At 65.4% G+C, this 22,848-nt stretch carries 24 protein-coding genes; 8 read left to right on the top strand and 16 right to left on the bottom strand.

Features of this window, described 5'->3' with window-relative positions; all coding sequences use genetic code 11:
- Positions 1–51 precede the first annotated feature (51 nt).
- The 5 genes from ACX80O_RS01840 to ACX80O_RS01820 are packed head-to-tail and all read right to left on the bottom strand — an operon-like array spanning position 52 to position 4,862.
- A complete protein-coding gene (locus ACX80O_RS01840) occupies positions 52–747 on the bottom strand; it encodes an SDR family NAD(P)-dependent oxidoreductase (protein WP_459332317.1) in 696 nt (231 codons plus the stop codon).
- Positions 744–1,508, bottom strand: coding sequence for an SDR family NAD(P)-dependent oxidoreductase (locus ACX80O_RS01835; RefSeq protein WP_459332316.1), 765 nt, complete (start codon positions 1,506–1,508; stop codon positions 744–746). Before ACX80O_RS01835 ends, ACX80O_RS01840 begins: the two co-directional genes overlap by 4 nt.
- Positions 1,501–2,880, bottom strand: coding sequence for an MFS transporter (locus ACX80O_RS01830; RefSeq protein ID WP_459305186.1), 1,380 nt, complete (start codon positions 2,878–2,880; stop codon positions 1,501–1,503). Before ACX80O_RS01830 ends, ACX80O_RS01835 begins: the two co-directional genes overlap by 8 nt.
- Complete coding sequence (locus ACX80O_RS01825; RefSeq protein ID WP_459332315.1) at positions 2,877–3,767, bottom strand: polysaccharide deacetylase family protein; 891 nt, start codon at positions 3,765–3,767, stop codon at positions 2,877–2,879. The genes ACX80O_RS01830 and ACX80O_RS01825 overlap by 4 nt, the downstream gene beginning before the upstream one ends.
- Positions 3,768–3,770: 3 nt before the next feature.
- Positions 3,771–4,862: an asparaginase gene (locus ACX80O_RS01820; protein WP_459332314.1), complete on the bottom strand. Its 1,092-nt coding sequence runs from the start codon at positions 4,860–4,862 to the stop codon at positions 3,771–3,773.
- Between the two features lie 235 nt (positions 4,863–5,097).
- Between ACX80O_RS01820 and ACX80O_RS01815 the strand changes: the two genes are divergently transcribed.
- On the top strand, positions 5,098–6,162 hold the full coding sequence (locus ACX80O_RS01815; protein WP_459332313.1) for a LacI family DNA-binding transcriptional regulator: 1,065 nt from the start codon (positions 5,098–5,100) through the stop codon (positions 6,160–6,162).
- On the opposite strand, the gene ACX80O_RS01810 is transcribed toward ACX80O_RS01815, so the two are convergent.
- From ACX80O_RS01810 to pxpA, 5 genes are all read right to left on the bottom strand, one after another.
- The gene (locus ACX80O_RS01810; protein WP_459332312.1) at positions 6,148–7,164 is read right to left on the bottom strand and encodes a 5-oxoprolinase subunit C family protein; all 1,017 of its coding nucleotides are present in this window, start codon (positions 7,162–7,164) and stop codon (positions 6,148–6,150) included. The genes ACX80O_RS01815 and ACX80O_RS01810 overlap by 15 nt on opposite strands.
- A complete protein-coding gene (locus ACX80O_RS01805; RefSeq protein WP_459332311.1) occupies positions 7,145–8,056 on the bottom strand; it encodes a 5-oxoprolinase subunit B family protein in 912 nt (303 codons plus the stop codon). Before ACX80O_RS01805 ends, ACX80O_RS01810 begins: the two co-directional genes overlap by 20 nt.
- Positions 8,053–9,414, bottom strand: a complete 1,362-nt coding sequence (locus ACX80O_RS01800; protein ID WP_459332310.1) for an acetyl-CoA carboxylase biotin carboxylase subunit — start codon at positions 9,412–9,414, stop codon at positions 8,053–8,055. Before ACX80O_RS01800 ends, ACX80O_RS01805 begins: the two co-directional genes overlap by 4 nt.
- Positions 9,411–9,650 (bottom strand): acetyl-CoA carboxylase, encoded by a 240-nt coding sequence (locus ACX80O_RS01795; protein WP_459305179.1) that lies wholly within the window; start codon positions 9,648–9,650, stop codon positions 9,411–9,413. The genes ACX80O_RS01800 and ACX80O_RS01795 overlap by 4 nt, the downstream gene beginning before the upstream one ends.
- Positions 9,651–9,730: 80 nt before the next feature.
- Positions 9,731–10,483: a 5-oxoprolinase subunit PxpA gene (pxpA, locus tag ACX80O_RS01790; protein WP_459332309.1), complete on the bottom strand. Its 753-nt coding sequence runs from the start codon at positions 10,481–10,483 to the stop codon at positions 9,731–9,733.
- Positions 10,484–10,577: 94 nt separating this feature from the next.
- Here pxpA and ACX80O_RS01785 point away from each other — a divergent pair, with 94 nt between their 5' ends.
- The 4 genes from ACX80O_RS01785 to ACX80O_RS01770 all read left to right on the top strand — a co-directional run bounded on the left by ACX80O_RS01785 (position 10,578) and on the right by ACX80O_RS01770 (position 14,473).
- Positions 10,578–12,062, top strand: a complete 1,485-nt coding sequence (locus ACX80O_RS01785) for a PucR family transcriptional regulator (protein WP_459305177.1) — start codon at positions 10,578–10,580, stop codon at positions 12,060–12,062.
- Positions 12,063–12,124: 62 nt separating this feature from the next.
- A complete protein-coding gene (locus ACX80O_RS01780) occupies positions 12,125–13,063 on the top strand; it encodes an acetamidase/formamidase family protein (RefSeq protein ID WP_459332308.1) in 939 nt (312 codons plus the stop codon).
- Positions 13,064–13,154: 91 nt separating this feature from the next.
- A complete protein-coding gene (locus ACX80O_RS01775) occupies positions 13,155–14,198 on the top strand; it encodes an iron-containing redox enzyme family protein (protein ID WP_459332307.1) in 1,044 nt (347 codons plus the stop codon).
- On the top strand, positions 14,195–14,473 hold the full coding sequence (locus tag ACX80O_RS01770) for a CDGSH iron-sulfur domain-containing protein (protein ID WP_459305174.1): 279 nt from the start codon (positions 14,195–14,197) through the stop codon (positions 14,471–14,473). The genes ACX80O_RS01775 and ACX80O_RS01770 overlap by 4 nt, the downstream gene beginning before the upstream one ends.
- Here the strand turns inward: ACX80O_RS01770 and ACX80O_RS01765 are convergent.
- Both ACX80O_RS01765 and ACX80O_RS01760 read right to left on the bottom strand, forming a co-directional pair.
- Positions 14,470–15,126 (bottom strand): GNAT family N-acetyltransferase, encoded by a 657-nt coding sequence (locus ACX80O_RS01765; protein WP_459332306.1) that lies wholly within the window; start codon positions 15,124–15,126, stop codon positions 14,470–14,472. The genes ACX80O_RS01770 and ACX80O_RS01765 overlap by 4 nt on opposite strands.
- Positions 15,127–15,231: 105 nt before the next feature.
- Positions 15,232–16,320 (bottom strand): alkene reductase, encoded by a 1,089-nt coding sequence (locus tag ACX80O_RS01760; protein WP_459332305.1) that lies wholly within the window; start codon positions 16,318–16,320, stop codon positions 15,232–15,234.
- 105 nt (positions 16,321–16,425) lie between these two features.
- Here ACX80O_RS01760 and ACX80O_RS01755 point away from each other — a divergent pair, with 105 nt between their 5' ends.
- The gene (locus ACX80O_RS01755) at positions 16,426–16,758 is read left to right on the top strand and encodes an ArsR/SmtB family transcription factor (RefSeq protein ID WP_459305171.1); all 333 of its coding nucleotides are present in this window, start codon (positions 16,426–16,428) and stop codon (positions 16,756–16,758) included.
- Positions 16,759–16,806: 48 nt separating this feature from the next.
- Here the strand turns inward: ACX80O_RS01755 and ACX80O_RS01750 are convergent, their stop codons facing one another.
- Both ACX80O_RS01750 and ACX80O_RS01745 read right to left on the bottom strand, forming a co-directional pair.
- Positions 16,807–17,640, bottom strand: a complete 834-nt coding sequence (locus tag ACX80O_RS01750) for an HNH endonuclease (protein WP_459332304.1) — start codon at positions 17,638–17,640, stop codon at positions 16,807–16,809.
- A gap of 154 nt (positions 17,641–17,794) precedes the next feature.
- The gene (locus ACX80O_RS01745; protein ID WP_459332303.1) at positions 17,795–18,373 is read right to left on the bottom strand and encodes a DoxX family protein; all 579 of its coding nucleotides are present in this window, start codon (positions 18,371–18,373) and stop codon (positions 17,795–17,797) included.
- Positions 18,374–18,492: 119 nt separating this feature from the next.
- Between ACX80O_RS01745 and ACX80O_RS01740 the strand changes: the two genes are divergently transcribed.
- Positions 18,493–20,367 carry a Na+/H+ antiporter gene (locus ACX80O_RS01740; RefSeq protein WP_459332302.1) on the top strand — a complete coding sequence of 625 codons (1,875 nt, stop codon included), beginning with the start codon at positions 18,493–18,495 and terminating at the stop codon, positions 20,365–20,367.
- Positions 20,368–20,476: 109 nt separating this feature from the next.
- On the opposite strand, the gene ACX80O_RS01735 is transcribed toward ACX80O_RS01740, so the two are convergent.
- Positions 20,477–21,142 carry a class I SAM-dependent methyltransferase gene (locus ACX80O_RS01735; protein WP_459332301.1) on the bottom strand — a complete coding sequence of 222 codons (666 nt, stop codon included), beginning with the start codon at positions 21,140–21,142 and terminating at the stop codon, positions 20,477–20,479.
- Entirely contained in the window at positions 21,139–22,161 is a 1,023-nt protein-coding gene (locus tag ACX80O_RS01730; RefSeq protein ID WP_459332300.1) for an NAD(P)/FAD-dependent oxidoreductase, read from the bottom strand. The genes ACX80O_RS01735 and ACX80O_RS01730 overlap by 4 nt, the downstream gene beginning before the upstream one ends.
- 66 nt (positions 22,162–22,227) lie before the next feature.
- Here ACX80O_RS01730 and ACX80O_RS01725 point away from each other — a divergent pair, with 66 nt between their 5' ends.
- Positions 22,228–22,815 carry a helix-turn-helix domain-containing protein gene (locus ACX80O_RS01725; RefSeq protein WP_459332299.1) on the top strand — a complete coding sequence of 196 codons (588 nt, stop codon included), beginning with the start codon at positions 22,228–22,230 and terminating at the stop codon, positions 22,813–22,815.
- The last annotated feature ends 33 nt before the right edge of the window (positions 22,816–22,848 follow it).

Here is a 22,848-nt window from a genome sequence, read left to right as displayed (position 1 = left end):
CACACATCTAGCTGCCGCACCTTTCGTCCACGAAGAACCGGTCAGTAAGAATCACTGCATCACGTCGCCGGAGTTGGGTCCCAGTGTCTGGCCGACGAAGAGGTTGCCGCCGGGGTCGCTGGCCAGTAGTAAGGCGACGGGGGCAACCTCGGCTGGCGTGCCGAAACGACCCAAGGGAAGCTCCTTCCGTTTGGCAATCTTCCAGTCTTCGGAAATTTTCTCGACCAGCGGCGTCTCGATAGGTCCCGGAGCTATGCAATTGACCAACACATTGTCACCAGCCACCTCCAGGGCGAGGGACTTGGTCATACCGATGACGCCAGCTTTCGCCGCACTGTAGTGACTGAGGCCGGTGCCGCCCTTGATGCCCAGCTGGGACGAGATATTGATGATCCGTCCCCACTTGTTCGCCCGCATGTCGGCGACCACCTCACGGCAGCACAGGAAGACCCCGGTCAGGTCGACCGAAATGGTTTCCTGCCACCGGGCCAAAGACATGTCCTGTAGTGGTGATTCGGTGAGCAGGCCAGCACTGTTGACCAGGATGTCGATCCGACCCAACTCGGTCCGCGCCGCGGCGAAACCAGCAACCACACTTGCCTCGTCCGCCACATCGACAGTGATCGAGTGGGGCGAAGGCGTCCGGTCCAGCACCACCACCCGGGATCCGCTCGCCCGGAAAGCGGCGGCAATAGCTGCCCCGATGCCGCTACCGCCGCCGGTGACCACCACTGTCCGCGCGCTCATGCCTTCATCTTGACAGTGAGGCCGCCGTCGACAATCAGGGATTGCCCGGTCACGTAGGCGGCGTCGGCCGAGGTGAGGAACCCGATCACGCTGGCTACCTCCTCCGGCCGGCCCACGCGACCCCACGGGATGTCCTGCCCCGCGCGTTCCAGACCGTCCGGGCCCAGCGAGTTTACGGGATCCAGGGACTGCGGGGTTTCGATCAGTCCGGGAATGACCACATTTGCCCGGATCCGGCGGGGACCCAGCTCGACGGCGATGCTCCTGACCAGCCCGAGGATTCCCGCTTTAGCCGCCGCGTAATGCGCGTGATCCTCCCAACCGTAGACTCCGCCCGCGATGGACGAGACGGCGACCATCGCGCCGCCGTCGTCCATCCGGGTGGAACCAGCGCGGAGAGTCCGTAGCACGCCCGTCAGATCGACGTCGAGCATGTCGTTCCAGCGGGAGTCGGTGAGCTCATCCAGGGGTGCGTTGCGCAGGATACCGGCGTTGGCCACCGCGTAGTCCAGCCGCCCGAACTCGTTGAGCGCCCGGTCCGCGAAGGTCTCCACCGACTCGGTGTTCCTGACGTCCACTTCCTGGACGACAGCCTGACCCCCGGCCCGCTCGGCCAGGCGGAGCGTCTCCTCCGGGTCGTGCGGATCGCCGGGAAACGTGCCGATGACCGAGCGGACCCCGCGTTGCGCGTAATGCACGGCGAGAGCACGTCCAATACCGCTGGCGGCCCCGGTAATGATGGCGACCGGAGAATCAGACACTCGGGTCCTCCAGCAGCTCCTTCGGGATGGGCTTCGCCATCATCATGAGTAGGCCCGAAACGAGGGTGCCAAGGGCTCCGACCCACAGGGCCGCCGCCGTGGTTCCGGCCGCCGCGGTGACAATGGTGAACAGGGCGCCACCAAGGATGATGCCGGGCTGGCTCATGGCACCGATGAACGCGAGTCCGGTTGCCCGGCAGCTGACGGGGTAGCACTCGGCCATAAAATACTGGATGGCTGCGTAGGGTCCCACCAGGAAGAAAAGCCCGACGCCGTAGGTGAGGATGATGAGGAAAGGGGTGGAAGCGATGGGGCTGAGCATGACCGAGAAGGAAATACCCGAGATGATCCAGCCGATGATGATGGTCTTCTTCCGGCCAATGACATCGCCGAACCAGCCGTGGAAGACGTAGCCGAAATAGGCCAGTGCGTTGATGACGATCAGCATCCAGAAGGCGTCGGACAGTTCCACTCCGCGGGAGTTCACCAGCACCGAGGATCCCAGGATGCTGAAGACCATGATGCCGAAGAAGTTCACAATCCAGGCCAGGGAGAAGACGATGGTGTTGCGTCGCAGCTGTGGTTCCCAGATGCGCTTCAGGGGAGCCGTGGAGGAGTGCTGGACGCCGAAGGAACCGGCCAGTGCGTGGGCTTCGTCGACATTGCCGGACTTCTCCAGCTGGGTCAGTTTCTCGTGCAGTTCAAACTGGGGAGTCTCTTTGAGCTTCTTCGCGATCAGGTACACGATGATTGCCGCGGGGATGGCCGCCATGATGTAGAGCGCGCGCCAGCCGAGAGACGGCAGGAAGGCGAAGGCGAGGGCTGCGGCCAGCAGGAAGCCCAGTGGCCAGCCACCCTGGACGAAGGAGTAGTAGAAGCCGGGACGCTTACGCTTCTTCTCGTCTTCGGTGACCTGGAAGACCTCGTTCATGTAGGTCGCATTGACTGCCTGCTCGGAGAACCCGAGTCCACCGAAGGAGCGGACCACCACCAGCATGGCGTTGCTGATGAAGCCCAGTCCCGCAGGGATCACCGAGGTGAGAGCTGAGACGACGGCGGTGCCACCGACTGTGAGCATCATTCCCTTGCGCCGGCCGAGCCGGTCAATCACCGGTCCGACGCCGAAGCAGACGATCGCCGTACCAACGGCAATCCAGGTGTTGATCGCGTAGGCCTCGGTCTCCGTCCAGCCGAATTCTTCCTGCATGGCGGGAAGCAATGTGCCGAACAACCCGTAGTCGAAGACCGCGATGGTCCATGCAAGCAGTGCCAGGATCATTGCCGTGTTGGTGTTCTTTTTGCTGAAGATGGGCAGCGCGCGTTTTTCGCCGCCGGTGGGTGCGGATAGGTCGATGAGTGCCGGAGCCTTCATGAGTTGGCTTCCTTTCTGGGATTGTCGGACAGGAACTTGTCGGCGATCTGGTCGAAGGTTCGCCAGCTGACGCCGTCGTGCGAGTTGAAGTGCTGAATGAGGCGCTCGAGCATGAGCAGCACCTGGGGGCGGCCCGACACGTCAGGATGAATGGTCATGGTGAAGACGGCCTCGTCCATTTCCTGGTACACCCAGTCGAACTGGTCCCGCCACATCTGCTCGATATCACGGGGGTTGACGAATCCGTGGGAGTTGGGAGCGGCCTTGATGAACATCATTGGAGGCAGGTCGTCGAGATACCAGTTGGCAGGGATTTCGACCAGGTCAGTCTCGTGGCCGCGGACCAGCGGCTTCATCCAGGCCTCAGCCGGCTTGCTGTAGTCGATCTTCGTCCAGCTGTCGCCCACCCGCACGTAATAGGGTTCAAAGTCGTTGTGCATCAGGGAGTGGTCGTATTTGATGCCCCGTTCGAGCAGAATCTCGTTGGTGATGGTCGAGAACTCCCACCACGGCGCCACATACCCGGTGGGTCGCTTCCCCGAGACCTGTTCGATGAGTTCAATCGACCGATCGAGGATGGCGGTTTCCTGCTCACGGGTCATCGCGATCGGGTTTTCGTGGGAGTAGCCGTGAACGCCGATCTCGTGACCGGCTTCCACCACCATCCGGGTCAACTCGGGGAAGGTCTCCAGCGAGTGTCCCGGGATGAACCAGGTGGACGGAAGGTTGTACTTTTCGAAAAGCCGGAGGAGGCGGGGGCCTCCCACCTCACCGCTGAAGAGCCCACGGGAGATGTCGCAGGGGGAGTCCTCACCGCCGTAGGAGCCGAGCATGCCAGCAACGGCGTCGACGTCTACGCCGAATGCAAGCTGTATGTTTTTTGTCATGGGTCAGCCTTTCGATGGGGTCAAAGCGGTCAAGGTGTCGCTCTCCTGCGGGACCAGCGGGCCCCGAAGGTGGAATTGCTGTTCGATGAGGGGGCGGCTCATCCGGAGGGTGAGGAGCAGTTGCAGTAGGATTCGCGCCTGCCCCGGCCGGAGGAGGCCGGAGGGGATGGCTCCCGCAGCGAGAAGGTCCTTTCCGCCACCGGTGCCATACACCGGCACCACAGGGCCGGCATGCACGCGCGTACTGGTGACGACGACGACGCCCCCGGATGTCGCGTCTGCCACCGCCGTGCACATGACGGGGTTCGCGTTGCCGATCCCGGTGGCCTCCAGCACGATGCCTGCCGCTCCCGCCGCCCGCGCCGCGTCGATCAGCACGGCGTCGGCGCCCGGGTAGGAGGTGACGACGTCGGTCCGGGGGAGACCGACGTCGTCACCGGTCAGAGAGCCCGGCAGGGGCAGGGGGTCGAAGCGTGCCGGGCGGGTGCCCATTGACACGCCGCCGGTTTCGGTGACGCTGCCAGCTGGGTGGGTATCAGGGCTGTCGAAGGCCGCGTGGGCGGTGGTGTGAACCTTCCGCACGCCTGCCGCATGGAAGATTTTCCCGGCGAAGCTGACCAGGGCGCCGCGGCCGCCCGCTTCGGGGGAAGCAGCGACCGCGATAGCCCGCCGCAGGTTGTCCGGCCCATCGGGCGTGAGGTGATCGGCAGCCAATTGGGCGCCGGTGAAAACAACAGGCCGCCAGTCGTCATGGAGCAGGTCGGCCAGATACGAGGTTTCCTCGGTGGTGTCGGTTCCGTGAGTGACGACGACGCCGACCACCAGTGGATCGCTCAGCGCAGCTTTGACCTCCGAACAAATCTGAAGCATGTCCGGAAAGGTGAGCCGGTAGGAACCCTTCCGCATCACGTCGACCACCTTCACCGGGACCGACCCCGGACCGGTGCTGTGCAGGAGCGCCTCGCCTGAATCTTCAGCTATGGTTGCGCCCCCGGCTTCGGCGGAGTTGCGGGAGGCAATGGTGCCGCCGGTAGCCAGCAGCACGACGTACTGTTCCTCGCCAGCGTTCACGGTCACCTCCATTTCGTTCGACACACGTGTTTACACAATCGTTTGGGTAACCGGCAATTCACGTGCCGGCAGATCTTCCGACCGGTGTCGATCGCCCCAGACGGCTAAGGTAACCCCTAGTGGTTCTGCAACCCAATCGTTTGGGTTGCGCTGAGGAACAGACTAGGATGTGATCTGGGTCTCGTCAAGAGGTGAGGCAAAAGTTTTACGTCTGAGACAATCGGTCTACCACGCGGGTGCTGGAAGAAGGGGGAGCTTCATGGACGCATCAGGATCAAGCCGTACGCCAATCACGTTGAAGGACCTGGCCAGTGAGCTGGGCATTCACCCGTCGACGGTGTCCAGGGTCCTGCACTCGACGTCGGATGTAGCCCGTGGTGCCGCGTCGTCCGCCACGGCCCAGAAGGTGCGGGACCTTGCCCGCGAGCGCGGCTACTCGCCGGACCCCCAGGCAAAGAGCCTCAGGACCCGGCGCACCCGGGCCCTCGGCGTCATCGTGCCACGACTTTCCGACCTGGTGCTGGCTACCATGTATGAGGGCATCGAGGAAGCGGCAGCCGAAAACAACTACTCGACATTCGTCATGAATTCCCATGACAGCACCGATGAGCAGCGCCGCAAAGCCGAGATCATGCTGGCCCGCCGCGTAGATGGTCTCATCCTCGGCGACGTGCACGCCGGCAGCGACCTGTTACCGGACCTTCGTGCCCGGCAGATCCCGTTCGTGCTGATGAACCGGCGGCACCCGGGGTTCCCGTCGGCAACCTGCGACGACGTCGTCGGTGGTGAGTTGGTGGCCGACCACCTCTGGCGGGCGGGCCACCGGCATGTCTCGCTCATCGCTGGCGAACCCTATGCGAGCACCGCCCTCGACCGCACCGCGGGCTTCCGGCAGCGCTGGCAGGTGCTCGGCGGCGCGCTGCCGGACAGCTCGGTGACCTGGTCGCGCTTCGACACCGAGGGCGGCAGGGAGGCGGCGGAAACCATTCTGGCGCAGCCCGGCCCGGCGCCGACAGCGGTCTTCGCGGTGAACGACTTCGCCGCGATCGGGGCCATGGGAACCTTCCGTGCCCACGGCCTGACGGTGGGCCAGGACATCGCTGTCGTCGGCTTCAACGACACCTCCCTCGCGCCGCAACTTCCCATTCCGCTGTCCTCGGTACGCTCGCCGATGTTCCAGATTGGCCGCCAGGCGATGCTGATGCTCCGGCGGATCATCAACGGGGAGAAGGTCGAGTCCGTCAGGATGACCCCCGAACTCTTCGTCCGCGAAAGCAGCGCAGCGGCCCCCCTCCACGAATCGCACCGTTCACTGGCCAGCTGACCCCCAGATCCGAGACCGGATTGCCTTCCCTTCCGCGCGGGCGGCGAGGGCTTCCTCCATGGTGACCGGCGTGAAGGTGGTCTGGGTTCCGGGAGCACTCCGTGCCAGCAAATCCATGTCGGAACTGATGACCGTGGCCACCATGGCGTAACCCCCGCCGGAAACGGCATCGCGGTGAAGCACAATCGGTTCCTTGCCGCCAGGAATCTGGATGGAGCCGATCGCGTAGCCAGCGTCAACGATGTTCGACGGATCGGATCCCGCACCGAACGGCTGAACCCGCGGCTTCCACGAGACGGACGGGCCGGCATACCGCAGACCCGTACGATCCGCGACAGGCGTCAGCTTCCAGGTGGCGCTGAACAGCGTCGCCAGCCCTTCCTCGGTCAGCCTGTGGTCGTAAAGACCGGGCAGGACCCGGACGGTGATCTCCTTGCCGAAGGTTGGCCGGAGCGACTCATCGATGAAATCCGCAGCCGATGCACGGCGCTCCGCCCCGACAGTCCCGACCGTCCCGACAGTCCCGACCGTCCCGACCGTCCCGACGTCGAGCGTGTCGCCAGCTGCGAGGGTGCGCCCCTTGAATCCGCCCATGGCACCCAATGCATAGGTGGAACGGCTGCCCAGTACCACCGGGACGTCGATTCCGCCCTGGACGGCGACGTAGTAGCGGGTTCCGGCGCGGATCATCCCGAATGACACCTCATCGCCGGCGACCAGCTCAAGCCGGGTCCACTGCTCCCGGGGCGTCCCGTTGACGAGGACGTCCACCGGGGCGCCGGCGACGGCGATGACAGCGTCGTCGTCGGTGGTGAACCGGGGTCCGATGTAGGTGCATTCCAGGACGGCCTCAGCTGGCGTGTTGCCGGCGAGGGCGTTAGCCATCTCCGCCGACAGCTGGTCCATTGACCCGCCCTGGGGGATGCCGACGTGGTAGTAGCCGGGTCGGCCCGTGTCCTGGACCGTCGTGGCCAGCCCGGGCTCAGTGATCCTGATGGCCATTGAGGTGCTCCATGATCTCCTGGTTGTATTCGGTGGGGTGGGCGAGCGCCCGTTCAAGGTCGAACACCACCGGCGCCTGCCGGTAGGTAAATGAACCGTCGGACACCTGTTGCTGGATGCGTCGGTATTCGGCTTCGTCAACCGGTGTGAACTTCACGATGTCCCCTGGTTTGAAGAAGATCATGAAGTCGTCGAAATCCGGGAGGCGCTGGGCAGGATCGAAGATCGGCGCCGCGGCGATCCCGAACATCTGGTACCCGCCGGCGCCGCGGACCGAGTAGATGCAGGCAAAGCAGCCGCCGTGGCCAACGGTCAGGGCTGGAGTGTCGGTGCGCGGGCTCAGATACTTGGGTACCTCGAGCTGTTTCTCCTGCGGGACAATCTGGAACATGAACGGCAGGCCGGCCACGAAGCCGACCATCGATACCAGCCACGGCGACTCATGATGGCGGCTGATGAACTCGGCCGGCGACGCCAGATTGTTCTCCTCGGCCGCGAAGTCGAGATCATTGCCCTCCGGGCGCTGGTGCCCCGAGCGGAAACGCGCCCCCGTTTCCCGGGTATACGGATCGTCGTACCAGACGGGTACCTCGATGATGCGGGTCTGGAGGGTGTGCTGCGACATCTGCGCCACCTCGGCCTCGACGCCGCGGACCGCGTCTTCGAGGGTGCCGGGCGGGAGCTCGTCCGGGTTGAACCGGATCAGCAGGGACGCGTTGGCTGGGCAGATGTCGGTGATCCCCGGCAGGTCGCGGGATCCCAGGACCGCCGCCATCGCGTTGGCCTTGAAGTTGGCTGCGAGACTCATCCCCTCGGCGATTTCGACGAACAGGAACTCGTCTCCACCCCAGGTGTAGCGGGCCGCGTCCAGGTGCAGGGCTGTGTCGCTCATGCACTCGCTCCTAACAGGTCGGGTGTTGTTTCAATGAATTTGGAGTGATGCTCGACGGCGGCCACTTCGCTCCGGGCGAGGACGGCCTTCAGCAGCGGGAGAGTGGTCTTCACCCCGTCGATGAGGACTTCGCCCAACGCTCCAGCGGACCGGGTCATTGCCTGTTCCCTGCTGGAATCCCAGACGATGAGTTTGGCCAGCAGGGAGTCGTAGAACGGCGCCACGGCGGATCCGGCCACGACGCCTGAGTCGATGCGGATGCCCGGCCCGCCGGGCCACTGGAGCCGTTCGAGGGTGCCCGGGCTGGGCATGAACCCGTTTTCGGGGTCCTCAGCGTTGATCCGGAATTCGAAGGCGTGACCGGTGAACCTGATGTCCTCCTGCGCGAGGCGAAGTGCGCCGTCGCGTGCCACCAGGATCTGCTCACGGATCAGGTCCAGACCGGTGATCATCTCGGTAACCGGATGTTCAACCTGCAGGCGGGTGTTCATCTCGATGAACGCTGCCTCCTGGGTGTCAGGGTTGTAGAGGAATTCGACGGTGCCAAGCCCGCTGTAGTGGCATTGGCGGCCGAGCTCGATGGAGGATTTCAGGATGGTCGCCCTGACGTCGTCCGGTAGTCCGGGTGCCGGGGCTTCCTCGACGATCTTCTGCTGTCGCCGTTGGAGGGAGCAGTCGCGGTCGCCCAGGTGGATGACCCGCTCGCCGTCGCCGATGATCTGGACTTCGACGTGGCGGGCGCGGTGGACAAACTGTTCAAGGTACACGGTGGGGTCTCCGAAGGCCGCCTGGGCTTCGGCCTGGGCGATCTCCACCGTGGACAGGAGGTCCTGTGCTGCGGTGACGAGGCGGATCCCCCTGCCACCGCCGCCTGCGGAGGCCTTGACCACGAGGGGATAGCCCACCGTCTCGGCGATGCCGAGGATGTCGCTGTCCGGGGTGAGAGCGCCGTCGCTGCCGCGCAGGGTGGGCACGCCCGCTTCCTTGGCTGCCTGCCGGGCGCGGGACTTGTTGCCCATGAGCTCGATCGCAGCGGCGGACGGGCCGATCCAGGTCAGCCCGCGATCGACGACGTCCTTCGCGAAGCCGGCGTTCTCGGAGAGGAAGCCGTAGCCGGGGTGCAGTGAGTCGCACCCCGTGGCTTCGGCTGCCGCCAGGACTGCTTCCGCATTGAGGTAACTCTTTCCGGCGGGGGCCGGGCCGATGATGTGGACCTCGTCAGCCAGGTGCGCGGCGTAGGAGTCTTCATCGGGCTCGCTGGCCGCCAGCACTGTTCGGATGCCCAGCTCGCGGGCGGCCCGGATGATCCGGACAGCGATCTCTCCCCGGTTTGCGACGAGCAGCTTCTCCACGGTCATCCCTCGGTCACCGTCGCAATGACATCGCCGGGGTTGACGGTCCCCGAATCTTCGATGGCGAAGCTTTCGAGGGTCCCCGAGACGTCGCTGCGCACCTCGGAGAACTGCTTCATGATTTCGACGACGCCGACCGTCTGGCCTGCCTCGATCCGGTCGCCAACGGTAGCGTAGGGCTCCTTGTCGGGGCCAGGCTTGCGGTAGAAGATGCCGGGAAGTGGGGAAATGATGTCGGTCATGGGTCGCCTTTCAGGGCTCTGCTCGGGACTGTTGGATGGACTGCTGGATGAACTGTGGGGATCGGGTGGAAACGGTGGAGCTACCCGGAAAGGGCGGCGCGGACGGCGGCGGCGACGTCGGGGGCGTTGGGCGCGTCGGAGTGCACACAGATGCTGTGGAACTCGATCTGCAGTTCGGTGCCGTCTGACGCCTCGACGATGCCGTCCGCCACTGCACGGCGTACCCGCGCGGCGGCCTTGGCGGGGTCGGTGGGTTCGGGGCGGCGCTGGATCAGCAGCTGGCCTTCCGGACCGTAGTTGAGGTCCACATACAGCTCGCTGACGAACTGCACCCCCAGCTGGTCGCAGACCGTCTGGTGTTCGGTGCCGGCCAGACCGTAGAACGGCACGTCGTAGAGGGCGGCGACCTTGGCGGCGGCGGTCATCAGGGCGCGGTCCCTGGACAGCATTCCGTACAGCGACCCATGGGGTTTGATGTGGTTCAGGGTCGCGCCGGCGGCGGTCAGGAAGGACTGCAGTGCTCCCACCTGGTACAGCAGGATGTTCTCCACCTCGTCGGGGGTCAGCTTCATCTCGCGTCGGCCAAAGCCCACGAGGTCCGGCAGCCCGGGGTGGGCGCCGATGCCCAGTCCCCGTTCGGCGGCAGCGGCAACGGTTGCCGCCATGGTGTCTGGGTCTCCGGCATGGAATCCGCACGCCACGTTGATGACGTCGACGGTGTCCATCAGCGCCAGGTCATTGCCGAAGGAGTGCAGGCCCAGCGACTCACCCATATCCGAGTTCAGGGTGGGGGTTGACGTGCTGGTGGTGTGGGTCACAGCTGGCGAAGTCATGCGCTTCACACTAGTGGCCCCTACGGTGGCCGATATAGTGGACTTCCGCCCTCGGATAAACGGATTCGGAGGGCACTTGCACAGGTGGGCCTTGATGATTATTGCGGATCTGCTGTCCGAAGACACCTTGCAACTTCGGTTGCATACCCCCAGTTCGAGTGACCGGCTGGCACGGGAAATCAGCTGGTGCGCTCCCGCGGAAACCATCGATCCCACACCGTTCCTGAGCCGGAACGTCCTCCTCCTGACCAACGGAATTGGCTTGAATATTGAGGATGACCGCACCTGGTCGGCGTATGTGGAACGGCTGGTCTCCGTGCAGGTAGCCGCCGTCGCGTTTGGTACCGGATTTGCCCACCGCCTGATCCCGCCGGGGCTGGTGCGTGCAGCCGCAGTCCATGATCTGCCGCTGCTGGAGATTCCCAGGTCTGTTCCGTTTCTGCAGGTGCATCGCCATGTCACCAACGTGTTGCAGTCCGAGCGTTTCACGGCGATCACCAGGTCGTGGGAGCTGGCCCAGGCGTGCGCTGGTCTCGCGTCATCGGGTGCCGGACTCCCGGTCATCCTTGATGCTGCCGCTGCGGCGGTCCAGGGCGAGGTGGCAATTGTTGACGCCGTCGGTGTAGTGATCGCCAGGTCGCCGGAACGTTCAGCGTGGAGCCAGGAGGACCTGGAACGGGCAGCGTCGGCTGGGATGGACTCGATAGTTCCGTTGCCGATGGGGACCGGGGATTCTTTCCAGCTAGTGGTGCGGGACGCCGAAGTGGAACATCCCATTTCCACTCTGCTGGCGCCTGTCGCGTCGATCATTGCCGTGCAGTTGCAGTCCGCGTTGCTGACCACCACCTCCAAGCAGTCCGAGCTCGAAACGCTGCTGGGTCAGGTGTCCGACTGGAACGGAGTCGCGTTGGAGCAGTTCGCGAGGACAGTGGTATCCACCGGACTCCTCAGCGAGGAGGCAACAACCGTGATCGCCGTCCGCACGGGCCACGGCACCTTGTCGGATGCCTGGAAGACCCGGCTCATGCTGCAGTCAGTGTTCGACGTCGTCAGGGTCCAGGTGCGCGACGGCACGCTGTTCGCGTTCGCCCAGCAGCCGCGGAAAGGGAACGATCCGGGAGCGACAGCTCCGGAGTCGCTTCTTGCCTGGTTCACCGAAGAGATGCCAGACCAGGCGGTGGTGCTGAAGGGGCCGTGCGCGAGCACCGATGAGCTACGGCTCGGCGTCTACCAGTCCCAGGAATTGCTCGCGAACGTCACCAGGCCAACCCTTGCCCCCGAGTTGGCCATCAGCGCACTGATCGCGTCTACCGCCACCCATGGCGCGCGGGCTGGCGCACGGAAGCTACTGGCTCCGGTGATCGCCTACGATGCAACCCATTCCCTGGGCCTGCTCGACACTCTCGAGTGCTTTTTGGCCCACGACGCGCAACCATCCCGGGCCGCGGCGAGTCTTTACATTCATCGGAACACCCTGAGTCAGCGGATCGCCAAGCTCGAAGGACTGTTGAGATTGTCCCTGTCAACCCTTGAGGGGCAGGCGACCTGCCTGCTGGCGCTGCGGATCCTCAAGGGCTGACACCGCTCACGCCGGAACAAAGCTGACACCGCGCTCACGCCGGAACCTCGTAGGCTGAGCCAATGAGCATCCCCTTCCTTGAGCCCGGCCTGGCCACCACGACCCAGGTGTTCTCCCGCGACACCCCACCGGTGCTCACGGTCAACCCGGGGGACACCGTGCGGGTCCGCTCCCTCGACGCGTGGGGCCACCTGGAACGCCAGACCGTCCCCGGCGAAGACAAGCCGCAGCTCTTCACCGAACGGAAAGGCCACTGCCTGACCGGGCCCATCGCGGTGGCCGGTACTAAGCCTGGGGACATGTTGACCGTCACCTTCGTCTCCCTGACGCCCGATCCGTGGGGATTCACCACCGCGGGCCGCAAGGATGATGCGTTCACTCGACAGCTCGATGTCGACGGCGGTGTCCCGCACTGGTTGCTCTGGGACATTGACGTGGAGCTGGGGAAGGCGACCAACCAGCTGGGCCAGAGCGTGTCGCTCAACCCGTTCCTCGGCGTCGTCGGCGTACCGCCGAACCGTCCCGGAGACTTCACCACCACCCCGCCGCGCGCCGACGGTGGTGGCAACATCGACTGCAAGGAACTGACCGTTGGGTCCACCCTCTTCCTGCCGGTGAGCGTACCCGGTGCACTGCTGTGCGTCGGCGACGGCCATGCGGCGCAGGGGGACGGCGAGGTGGGCGGCACGGCGATCGAGTGTGGGATGACCACTGAGCTGGTGCTCGACGTCGTGGTGGCTGCCCCGCTGCGGACCATCCACGCCATCACCCCGACGGCGAGGATCACCTTCGGGTTCAACGCCGACCTCAATATCGCGACAGCCGAAGCGCTTAAGGCGATGCTCACCTGGATGCAGGACCTTTACGGCGTGGAACGCACTCAGGCTTTAGCGCTCGCAAGCACTGTTGTCGACCTGCGGATCACGCAGATTGCCAACGACACCTGGGGTGTGCACGCGGTGCTGCGCCGCGACGCGGTGCAGGAGCCGGCGGACGTCTGACCGATGCGGCGACACCCACCCCGCCAAATAGCAAGTATGCTGAGGACTAGTTCTGTCAAGTGTTTCGCTGCCCAACGATAGGGGTCCCGTCATGAAGCAACCTCAGCCTCGCGGCCCAGCGAGCACGCTGCTCCTGGACATCCTGAATGACCCGGAACGCAGCACCCCCGATACCGTGCACCCGGCCAACGATCTGACCGCAGCCGTGCACGACGCCATCGCGGCCACCCCCGATCTCGCTTTTGACGAAGACCTCCAGCTGACCCTGTTCTGCCTGTTCGAGCTGCATTACAGCGGCATCGATGGCCCGGGCGGCGACTGGGAGTGGAGTCCCGAGCTGATCGCTGTCCGGCGACTGTTGGAGCGGGCCTACGAAGCGCAGCTGCGATCAGTAGTTACCCTTCCGGAGTTGCCGGACATCACCAGTGCCGGCGTCGCCGCAGGCCTGTTCGAGCTGACGGGCGCCGACGGCGGTCCGAGTATGTCCCGGTATGTGGCCAAGCAGGCGACCAAAGACCAGGTCGGCGAGTTCCTGATCCAGAAATCCGTCTACACGCTCAAGGAAGCCGACCCGCACACCTGGGCCATTCCCCGCCTCACCGGCCGGGCCAAGGCAGCCTTGGTGGAGATTCAGGCCGACGAGTATGGCGGTGGGGTGGCCAACCGGATGCACTCAGCCCTCTACGCCCAATCAATGAGGGAAGCGGGGCTCGACGACCGCTATGGCCACTACCTCGACGCGGTCCCTGCGATCACCTTGGCGTCGTCGAACCTGATGTCAATGTTCGGCCTCAACCGCCGCCTCCGGGGTGCGATTGTTGGCCACCTGGCGTCGTACGAGATGACCTCGTCGCAGGCGAACCGGCTGTACGCGCGGGGTTTCCGGCGCCTCGGATTCAGCGACGCGACCGCCGCCTACTTCGACGAACATGTGGAGGCCGATGCCGTCCACGAGCAGATCGCCGGAAGGGATCTCGCGGGAGGGCTCATTGAAGCCGAGCCGGACCTGCTGGAGGACGTGTTCTTCGGTGCCGTCGCGGCGATGACCGTTGACACGTGGATGACTGAGCACATCCTGAACGCCTGGAACGCGGGCATCTCATCGCTGCGTTCCTCGGCTACGGTCACGGCATGAGTGCCGTAATGGACGACGACGGCGACGGTGTCGCCGAAGAGGGTGCCGGAGACGAGGTCTCCGCGGTATCGACCGGACCGCGCCAGACGATCGTCGCCTTCCCTGATGGGCCGCTGCTGGTGCGCGGGGATTTCGACATCGTCGACCCGGATGGAAATCAGCTGCGCCGCAGTCGCAAAACCGTTGCGCTCTGCCGGTGCGGGGCCTCGGTGATCAAGCCGTACTGCGACGGCAGTCACAAGCTGATTGGCTTCAAGACCGAACCCGAAAGTTAGCTCCGCTCAGGCAGTGTCAGTTCGAGGATGAAGTCATTTTCGACGCCGGCGCCCAGGCGGAACGTCTTCACGCCCACCTTGGTGAAGCCGTGCTTTTCGTAGAATCGGACGGCGCGGTGGTTTTCGTCGTTGGTTCCCAACCAGACCGCCGCCCCGCCTTTGGTCGCCGCGATCTCGAGGGTCGCCTGCATCAGGGTGGCGGCCTGACCGCGCCCGTGATGGTCCGGGTGGACATAGAACTTGCTGAGCTCGATGGTGGGGAACCTTGAGAGGGATGACCGCACCCCGGCATCAATGGGGTCGCCCTCGACGAGCATGCTGTAGGCAATGAGGCGGTCGCCGTCACGCAGGCACAGCAGCGTCTTGCCTGGATCGGCGACGTGCTCAAGGAACCGTTCCGGTGAGAGTTCGGTTGCGATGTGGTGCTCGATGTCCTCGGGTCGCGAGGAGGCAGGGCAGGCGAGCGGGAAGGTGACGGCAGCCAGCTCAGCGAGCCGCTCTGCGTCGTCGGCGGTTGCCTGGTCAATGAGGAGATCCACGGGATCCATAATTCCATGCTCGCGGGCGCTTGCTAGTGCGAGCGGGCCTGCGGCCGCACTTTGTGACGGCTCGGCTCCGGGATCGTACGTGGTGCTTTCAAAAAGTGCATGCATTGCCTGCAGTGCATGCACTTTTTGAAAGGGCTAGGTAGACATCCCGCCCGCCTTCCGCCTGCCTTCCACCGCGCGGGAGCAGCAGAGGGCAGGCGGGGTGTGGTGCTAGGAACTGGTGACGAGGGTGGGGTAATCGATGTAGCCCACCTCGGTGCCGCCGTAGAAGGTGCTGCCGTCCGCTTCGTTGAGGGGGGCGTCGGTGGCGAGCCGTTCCACGAAGTCGGGGTTGGCAATGAACATGCGGCCGAACGCAATGAGATCTGCGCCCCGTGCCAGCCACATGTCGGCGCGTTCCTTGTCAGCGGCGTCCTGGTTCTGGACGAGGGGGGACGGGTTGACGATGAGCGTTCCCTCCCACAACGCCAGAATGCGCTCGTTGACTTCGTCCTCGCGGGCTTCGATGATGTGAAGATACGCGGGGCCCAGCGGTACCAACTGCTCGAGGAGTGACGTATAGGTTTCCAGGACGTCGTCCTCGGAAATGTCATTGAAGTCGTTGCCGGGGGAGAGGCGGAAGCCCACCCGTTCGGCGCCGATGGCCTCCACGACCGCCTGCATCACTTCGACCAGGAAGCGGGTGCGGGCGACGGGAGAGCCGCCGTATTCGTCGGTGCGCTGATTAGTGCCGCTCGCGAGGAACTGGTGGGGAAGGTAACCATTCGCGCCGTGGATTTCGACGCCGTCGAATCCGGCGTCGACAGCCATGCGCGCAGCGGCGGCGTAGTCGGCGATGGTGTCGGTGATGTCCTGCAGAGTCATTGCTTGGGGGACCACGAAGTCCTGCATGCCGTCGGTGGTGAAGACCTGGCCGGCGGGGAGGACGGCAGAGGGTGCCAGCGGGGTCTGGCCGTCGGGGAGCAGGCTGGGGTGGCCGATGCGGCCGGTGTGCATGATCTGGGCGAAGATCTTACCGCCTTCAGCATGCACTGCGTCAGTGACGGAGCGCCAGCCGGCAACCTGCTCGGCGGTGTGCAGTCCGGGGGTGAAGGGATAGCCCTGGCCCAGGGCGTTAGGCTGCGTGCCCTCGGAAATGATCAATCCGGCCGACGCGCGCTGCGCGTAATAGGTGGCCATCATGTCGGTGGGGACGCCGTCGTCGTCGGCGCGGGACCGGGTCATCGGCGCCATGACGGCGCGGTTGGCGAGCTCGATGCCCCCGACGGTTGCGGTGTCAAAAAGTGTGGTGTCAGCCATAGCGATGCCTATCGGTTGATTGGTTGGTACGATAAACAACGTACAACGATGGAAGCCTTAGTACAACTTTTGTCGTACTAGATGTCGATCCGAAGGAGCTCAGCCATGAGTGCAGAACCCCTCCCGCGGCACGTGGGGCACCCGCTGGTCGAGGAGCTTCGCCTGACCGAGGTGTTGCAGGCGCTCTCGGATCCGCTTCGGCTGAGTATCGTGGCAACGCTGGCGGAATCCGGAGCCGAGCTGTCCTGTAGCGCTTTTCACCTTCCGGTAACAAAATCGACCAGCACGCACCACTTCCGGGTGCTCCGCGAGGCCGGCATTGTGTGGCAACGGTATGAAGGGACAGCACGGATGAACAGTCTGCGCAGGGAAGACCTGGACGCCGTCTTCCCGGGGCTGCTCGCGTCGGTGCTCGCGTCGGCGGATCGGCAGGACTAGGGAAGAGGTCGGTCAGCCGGATCGCACGCCCGAAAATAGGTAACGGGGTCAGCTGGGTCCCAAAATCCGGCGGGCATCAGCTTGGGCCCGTAACTCCGCCGGGCTGACAACTGCGCCCTCCAGATGCACCGACCCGCGGATGAGCCGTCGAAGCTCGGCCGGTGAATAGGGGTCGGGTGTCCGCCGGTGCGCCATCGCATGACAGTTGGGGCAGAGTGGAACCAGATCGGTGACCGGATCCAGCACATAGTCCGAAGTGAGCTGCGATCCCGGCACGATATGGTGCACCTGGATGAAGCCGGCCCCCAGCTCGCCGTAGGTCTCCTCGAAGTTGAATCCGCAGACCGAGCAACCGGTCCCGTGGTGGGCAACGCAGAGCCGGCGCGCTTCGGGATCGCGCTCGTAACGGTTCGCCACGGTCCGCGTCATCGCGCTGGCGGGGAGAGTCCCGGGGATGGGGCCCACGGGATCGGTCACCGACGGCGGGACGTAGTCTGCCCACACCGCGCGCAGCAGGTGCTCATCGGTCGCGGCGAGCGGGGTTCCGGAAGCGGGCGGGGCATCCCCGACAAGATTCGGGACCCGGCTGAGCAGCACCGACTCGGGGATGTGTTCTCCGCGGGGGAGGAGCAGGTCGACGTCGACGGTCAGGGAGGCGCCGTCGTCGTCGGCTGGCGTGGCGACGATCCCGTGACCGAGCAGACCGCGTTCGGTAGTCCCTTGCACAAGTATCCACGCGTCAGTGCCGGGAATCGCCCCGGAAGGGACAGGCCAGGTGACCGTCGCGAATCCGGTGGCGTGCAGGGTATCGAGGATCGAGGTGTAGGCGAACTGCCACCCGTCCCGCCGATCCGGATCCCAGCCGAGCACGATTGCCGTCATGGCACTCATTGTGTCATTGGCCGATCAGACCAGGGTCCGTTAAAGCGGGCGGCTGATAAAGCCAGAGTCCGTTAAAGCCGGTGGACGTTAAAGCCACTGGCCGCACACCGGTTCCCCGGTGCACGGCCAGTGAAGGTACCAAACTGGTGCTCGGTTAGGCGGGGTCGGTGGAGCCCTCGGCTACCGGAGTGGTCGCCGACTCCGACTTTGCGTCGGCCGCCAGGGTCTGGCGACGACGGTACAGCTGGATGCCGATTGCCACGGGAATGGCTGCCAATGCGGTCGCGCGCATCCATGGCCGGTCCAGGACATGCCCGGTGACCGAATCCAGCGACACCGCGCCGGCTCCGGCAATCGCGAACGACGCCGCAGCGACGCCCAGGACGGCCGGGTACTCGAACCCACCATCCGTGGCAAAGAAGCCGTTGGGGGCATGAACGCTGGCAGCGACGCCCATGGTGGTTGCTGCGGCAGCACCGGCGACCGGTGTGCCCAGGCCGACGGCGAGAGCCAGACCTGCGCCAGCCTCACCTAATCCGGCGAGGACGGCGCTGGTTTTGGCCGGGCGGAAGCCCATGGCCTCCATGCCCTTACTGGTGCCGTCGATGCCTCCGCCGCCGAACCAGCCGAACAACTTCTGCGAACCGTGGGCCACGAGGACGCCGCCCAGGGCAACCCGGAAGATGGTCTGCGCGGTGGTGGCCGCGACAGGTGTGTGTACGTGGTGCGTCATGGAATTCCTTCAGTGGGGGGTGCTGCTGCGTGCAACTCCTCTTCTACAAGGCACGAAGGGGCTGGTTTCTTCCCGCGGTCACAATTCCCGTTGATCGGCGGGACTGTCAGACTGTGAGCATGGACATCGCATTCGGTCTACTCGCCCTGGTTTTGGTGGTGTGCGCGGGTAGCGCCCTGGGCCGCCGACTCAACATCTCAGTTCCGCTGCTCCTGGTGCTGGTGGGCGTTATTGGTTCCTATCTTCCCTTCATTCCGCCGGTGGAATTGAATCCCGAGCTGGTGCTGATCGGCATCCTGCCGCCACTCCTGTATGCGGCGGCCCTGCGCACCTCGGTGGTCGACTTCCACGCCAACAAACGCAGCATCGGCCTGCTCTCCGTGGGTTATGTCATCTTCGGGACTGTCGCTATTGGGCTGCTGGTGTGGTGGCTGATTCCCGAGGTCCCCCTGCCGGCGGCGCTGGCGCTGGGCGCCGTCGTCGCACCGCCCGATGCGGTGGCGGCCACCTCCATTGCACGCCGGGTCGGGATGCCGCGACGGGTGGTCTCCATCCTTGAGGGCGAGTCGCTGGTGAACGACGCGACGGCGCTGGTGCTGCTGCGGACCTCGATTGCCGCACTCACCGGCAGCGTCACCCTGTTCGACGTCGCCACCGAGTTTCTGCTCGCGGTGGCCGGTGGGCTGGTGATCGGGGCCGCCGCCGCGTGGATCATGCTGCAGATCCGTACCCGGGTGCGCAACGTGGCAGTGAATACGTCGCTGTCGCTGGTGGCGCCCTTCGTTGCCTTTATCCCGGCCGAGGCGATCCACGCGTCGGGGGTACTCGCCGTCGTCGTTGCAGGCCTGATTCTGGGCACCAAAAGTCCGGCGATGCCGGGCGGAGCCTCCAGGGTGAGCGAACGCAGCAACTGGGCCACCGTGCAGTTCCTGCTGGAGAACTCGGTGTTCCTGCTGATCGGGTTGCAGGTGCGGTTCATCATCGAGGCGGTCAATGACGACTCGCTGGGGGCCGGCCGGATCTGGTGGACCTGCGCCGCGGTGGTGCTGGCGGTCCTGGTGCTCCGGCCCATCTGGGTGTTCCCGGCCACCTACCTGCCGCGGCTGATTCCCGCGGTGGGCAGGCGGGACCCAGCTCCCGCATGGCAGCTGCCAGCGATCGTTTCATGGGCCGGGATGCGCGGAGTGGTGACCCTCGCCGCCGTGTTCACCCTGCCCGAGGACGTACCCCACCGTCCGGTCCTGGTGCTCGCCGCGCTCAGCGTGGTGGCCGGGACGCTCGTCCTTCAGGGCTTCAGTCTGCCGTGGCTGGTGCGCAGGCTCGGCGTCCGGGGACCCGACCCGCAGGAGGACGCACTGACCCGCGCGTCCCTCATGCAGCAGTCCACCACCGCAGGGATGCAGCGGTTGGAGGCGCTCACGCTTCCCGACGACCCGCCCGAAGTGCTCGCCATGCTCCAGCGCCGCACCGAGGAACGGAACCTTGCGGCGTGGGAGCGGCTGGGCCGGCCCGAGGCCGAAGCCCGCACCCCCAGCCAGCGCTACGCCGAATTGCGGATCCAAATGCTTGAGGCCGAGCGTTCCAGGATCCTCGAACTGCGTCGCACCGGGACCTACGCGCACGAGGTGATCGACGGGGTGCTGAACCACCTGGATGTGGAGGAGTCCATCCTCGACTCAGTGCTCGACGACGACGGTCCCGGCACCGACGCCTCGACAGCCGCCGCTCCGTCGGGCGACGGAGACTGCGTGGAGCTGAGGGCAGCCCCCGACGGTGATGCCCCTGGTGACCTGCGATGCCTTGACTGCATCGCCGAGGGAACCGAACCCGTGCACCTGCGGATGTGCCTGCAGTGCGGCAGGATCGGCTGCTGCGACTCCTCGGCCGGGCTCCACGCGTCGCGCCATGCACGCGACAGCGGACACCCGGTAATCCGTAGCGTGGAACCGGGTGAGGCCTGGAAATGGTGCTACGTCCACGAACTGCTCGGGTAAGGCCGGCGCGTCCGGTCTTGATGCCCGAGCTTGGGCGCCCGGTCTAGGTGGCCGGTTTTGGTGCCCGGGCTTAGACCCCCGGTCTTGGACGTCCGGGCTAGGAGGCGGGTTACACCGTGCGGTGCGCACGCAGGACGGTGTCGTGGATGGTGAGGCTGGCGCCGTCGTGATTCTGGGTCCTCTCGCGGGACTCGGTCGCAATCTCCCACTGCGCCGGATCGAGGAGGAGGGCAATCTCTTCGGCGGTATAGAAGAGGTCCGTCCGGGGTGGCCGGTGCGCGCCCGATTCCATGTCCGTCGGATGGTGGCCCACGATCAGCAACGTGCCGCCGGGTGCCACGGCTGCCGCCAGCCGGGTGAACAGCGGTTCGCGCTCCTCCTTCGGGAGGTGCATGAACTGGGCCGAGATGAGGTCAAACGAGAACTCCGGCGGTGCCCACTGCAGCAGGTCCTGGCGGGTCCAGGTGATCCGGGCGGCCGACGCCTCATCCGTTGCAGCATGAGTAGCACCTCGGGTGAGGGCCACCTGGGAGATATCGACGGCGGTCACCGTCCAGCCGTGGCGTGCCAGCCAGATGGCGTCAGCACCTTCCCCGCTGCCGACGTCGAGCGCCGTACCCGGCGTCAGGTCAGCAACCTCGGTAACCAGCTGCGGGTTGGGTTGTCCGCTCCAGATAGAGGGGCGTTCGTTGTAGAACGCATCCCAATAGGTTTGGTCGAACTCGGGGAGTGCCTGCTCGTGGGCGTCGTGCGAATGGTGGTTGTGGGAGGTCATGAGGCGGTCACCTTCGAGGTTGAGTCGGTTGGGGAGGGGCCGGTCTGGGTGAGGCCGCGGTGCGCAGCGAGGTCGCGCTGCAGTTCCTCTTCCATGAGGTTCATGTTAATCATCGCGCCGGTCCACGAGCCATCGGCCGCCGACGCAAGCACCTGGGCCATCAGGTTCGCCGCGTTGCCCACCGCCCAGACGCCGGGAACGTTCGTGGCACCCGCGTCGCCCGTGGGGATGAAGGTCCCCAGGCCAGATTCGTGAGCGACAGTCGCAACACCGAGTCCGGCGAAAGCCTCGGCGCGCGCCGTGAAGGTGGGCCCGACCACGAGGGCGGTCAGCGGAACAGTGCGGCCGTCGTCGAGCACTACGCCGCGCAGCAAGTCCTCCTCGATGCTGAGTTCCTTGACGGTGCCCTCGACCACGCGGGTGCCGCGGGCGGCGAGCTTCTCGAGCTCCTCGCCGGTGGGTGAGGGATTGGTGTGGAGGAAGAGGGTGATGTCGTCGCTCCACTGCCGGAAGAGCAGCGCCTGATGGGACGCCATCGGGCCGGTGGCGAGGACGCCGATCCTCTGGTCGCGGACCTCCCACCCGTGGCGGAACGGGCAGTGCAGCACGTCGCGGCCCCACCGTTCGCTGATGCCCGGGATGGCGGGCAGACCGTCGACCAGGCCGGTGGCGATCAGGAGCCGGCGGCCGGTGATCACCTGGCCGCTGGTCAAGGTGACGGTGAAGTCCCCGCCGTCGCGGCCCGTGCTGACGACCTGGCCGTCGACGATGGTGCCGCCGTAGGACTCGACCTCCGCCCTGCCGATCGTGAGCAGCTCGGAGGGCTTTATGCCTTCGCGGGTGAGGAAGCCGTGGACACCCTCGGCGGGAGCGTTGCGAGGCTCGCCGCCGTCGACGACGACGACGGAGCGCCTGCAGCGTCCCAGCATTAGCCCGGCGCTCAGGCCCGCGGCGCCGCCGCCGACGATGACGACGTCGTACTTATCTGTGAATGGATGTGTGCTGGTCAGTGTGGTCATGTTTTTCATCCTGAACCCGTTCGCGATAACGTGCAAACATCTTTGCTAAATTGGCAAACTAGGGTCATGGACAAAGCAATTGACGATGCACTGGCCGCCGTCGGGCCACGCCTTAAAGCTCTGCGCCTCCGGCGGGACATTACCCTGACGGCGCTCGCCAAGGCGACAGGAATCTCCGTGAGCACCTTGTCGCGGATGGAGTCGGGGCAGCGGAAAGCCACCCTTGAACTGCTGCTACCCCTGGCGAAGGTGCACCAGGTGCCGCTGGACGAATTGGTGGGTGCGCCCGCCACCGGTGATCCGCGCGTCCATCTGCGGCCGATCGAAAACAGATGGGGAACTGTGGTGCCGTTGACGCGACGGCCGGGTGGTATCCAGGCCTACAAGCACATCCTGCCGCCCGGAAAAGCCATGGAAGAGCCAGACCAGCAAGTGCACGCAGGGTATGAGTGGCTGTACGTGCTGAATGGCAACCTGCGGTTGGTGCTCGGCGACAGGGATCTGGTGCTACCCGCAGGGGAGGCCGCCGAATTCGATACCCGGGTGCCGCACTGGTTTGGGCGGGCCGATACCGGGGCCGTCGAGTTCCTGAGCCTGTTCGGGCGCCAGGGCGAGCGGATGCACCTGCGGGCAGTGTCGGACGACGACGACTAACCTCCGGCAATTTCGGCCGCCTGCCGCTCGTCG

It is taken from the genome of Arthrobacter glycogeni, assembly GCF_054511155.1.
This window is presented reverse-complemented; position numbering and strand designations above follow the sequence as displayed.

Excerpts from the sequence above, each read along its gene's own strand:
- ACX80O_RS01735 (WP_459332301.1), bottom strand. The coding sequence starts at position 21,142 with ATGACCTCCCACAACCACCATTCGCACGACGCCCACGAGCAGGCACTC.
- ACX80O_RS01765 (WP_459332306.1), bottom strand. The coding sequence starts at position 15,126 with ATGCATGCACTTTTTGAAAGCACCACGTACGATCCCGGAGCCGAGCCG.
- ACX80O_RS01755 (WP_459305171.1), top strand. The coding sequence starts at position 16,426 with ATGAGTGCAGAACCCCTCCCGCGGCACGTGGGGCACCCGCTGGTCGAG.
- ACX80O_RS01775 (WP_459332307.1), top strand. The coding sequence starts at position 13,155 with ATGAAGCAACCTCAGCCTCGCGGCCCAGCGAGCACGCTGCTCCTGGAC.
- ACX80O_RS01825 (WP_459332315.1), bottom strand. The coding sequence starts at position 3,767 with ATGACAAAAAACATACAGCTTGCATTCGGCGTAGACGTCGACGCCGTT.
- ACX80O_RS01730 (WP_459332300.1), bottom strand. The coding sequence starts at position 22,161 with ATGACCACACTGACCAGCACACATCCATTCACAGATAAGTACGACGTC.
- ACX80O_RS01725 (WP_459332299.1), top strand. The coding sequence starts at position 22,228 with ATGGACAAAGCAATTGACGATGCACTGGCCGCCGTCGGGCCACGCCTT.
- pxpA (WP_459332309.1), bottom strand. The coding sequence starts at position 10,483 with ATGACTTCGCCAGCTGTGACCCACACCACCAGCACGTCAACCCCCACC.
- ACX80O_RS01815 (WP_459332313.1), top strand. The coding sequence starts at position 5,098 with ATGGACGCATCAGGATCAAGCCGTACGCCAATCACGTTGAAGGACCTG.
- ACX80O_RS01805 (WP_459332311.1), bottom strand. The coding sequence starts at position 8,056 with ATGAGCGACACAGCCCTGCACCTGGACGCGGCCCGCTACACCTGGGGT.
- ACX80O_RS01780 (WP_459332308.1), top strand. The coding sequence starts at position 12,125 with ATGAGCATCCCCTTCCTTGAGCCCGGCCTGGCCACCACGACCCAGGTG.
- ACX80O_RS01785 (WP_459305177.1), top strand. The coding sequence starts at position 10,578 with ATGATTATTGCGGATCTGCTGTCCGAAGACACCTTGCAACTTCGGTTG.
- ACX80O_RS01800 (WP_459332310.1), bottom strand. The coding sequence starts at position 9,414 with ATGACCGTGGAGAAGCTGCTCGTCGCAAACCGGGGAGAGATCGCTGTC.
- ACX80O_RS01810 (WP_459332312.1), bottom strand. The coding sequence starts at position 7,164 with ATGGCCATCAGGATCACTGAGCCCGGGCTGGCCACGACGGTCCAGGAC.
- ACX80O_RS01740 (WP_459332302.1), top strand. The coding sequence starts at position 18,493 with ATGGACATCGCATTCGGTCTACTCGCCCTGGTTTTGGTGGTGTGCGCG.
- ACX80O_RS01840 (WP_459332317.1), bottom strand. The coding sequence starts at position 747 with ATGAGCGCGCGGACAGTGGTGGTCACCGGCGGCGGTAGCGGCATCGGG.
- ACX80O_RS01795 (WP_459305179.1), bottom strand. The coding sequence starts at position 9,650 with ATGACCGACATCATTTCCCCACTTCCCGGCATCTTCTACCGCAAGCCT.
- ACX80O_RS01750 (WP_459332304.1), bottom strand. The coding sequence starts at position 17,640 with ATGACGGCAATCGTGCTCGGCTGGGATCCGGATCGGCGGGACGGGTGG.
- ACX80O_RS01770 (WP_459305174.1), top strand. The coding sequence starts at position 14,195 with ATGAGTGCCGTAATGGACGACGACGGCGACGGTGTCGCCGAAGAGGGT.
- ACX80O_RS01830 (WP_459305186.1), bottom strand. The coding sequence starts at position 2,880 with ATGAAGGCTCCGGCACTCATCGACCTATCCGCACCCACCGGCGGCGAA.
- ACX80O_RS01745 (WP_459332303.1), bottom strand. The coding sequence starts at position 18,373 with ATGACGCACCACGTACACACACCTGTCGCGGCCACCACCGCGCAGACC.
- ACX80O_RS01760 (WP_459332305.1), bottom strand. The coding sequence starts at position 16,320 with ATGGCTGACACCACACTTTTTGACACCGCAACCGTCGGGGGCATCGAG.